Below are 673 nucleotides of genomic sequence, written 5' to 3'. Positions count from 1 at the left end.
TGGATGCACTGCGCATATCAGAACAATCGGACGCACCCTACCGGTCCGGCAATCCTGGCATCATGCATGCCTGCGGCCATGACGGCCACACCACCATGCTGCTCGGCGCGGCAAAGCTGCTGGCAGGTGAGGGCGGTTTCGACGGCACCGTGCGCTTCGTCTTTCAGCCGGCCGAGGAATGGGGCAGGGGCGCACTCGCCATGCTCGACGATGGGCTGATGCAGCGCTTTCCCTTCGACGAGATCTTCGGCCTGCACAATATGCCCGGCTTGCCGATCGGGCATTTCGAGACCCGTGCCGGCCCCATAATGTCGGCCGAGGATATCTTCGAGATCGTGCTCAAAGGGCTCGGCGGCCATGCCGCGCGGCCGCATGCGGGCAATGAGACGCTGGTCGCCGCCTGCGCGCTGGTCACCAATCTGCAGACCATCGTCTCGCGCCGGCTGAGCCCGGCCGACATATCGGTGGTTTCGGTGACCGAGCTGATCACCGACGGCACCCGCAACGCTCTGCCCGGCCTTGCCCGCATCCTCGGCGATGCGCGCAGCTTCCGCCCCGAGGTCAGCGCCGAGATCGAGCGGCAGATGCGCATCATTACGCAGGGCACCGCTGCCGCCTACAATGTCGCGGCCGAGGTCAATTACAGCAGGGAGTTCGTGCCGCTGCGCAACGA

At 65.7% G+C, this 673-nt stretch carries 1 protein-coding gene; it reads left to right on the top strand.

Translation table 11 applies throughout. The annotated features are described in order from the left end of the window. Positions 1 to 673: amidohydrolase (locus tag EN939_RS36810; RefSeq protein ID WP_127272111.1), on the top strand; the 673-nt coding region annotated here is incomplete at both ends.

The organism is Mesorhizobium sp. M7A.F.Ca.CA.002.05.1.1, assembly GCF_003998335.1.
GTDB lineage: Bacteria > Pseudomonadota > Alphaproteobacteria > Rhizobiales > Rhizobiaceae > Mesorhizobium.
The sequence above is the reverse complement of the archived record's forward strand: the minus strand, read 5'-3'. Positions and strand labels throughout refer to the sequence as shown.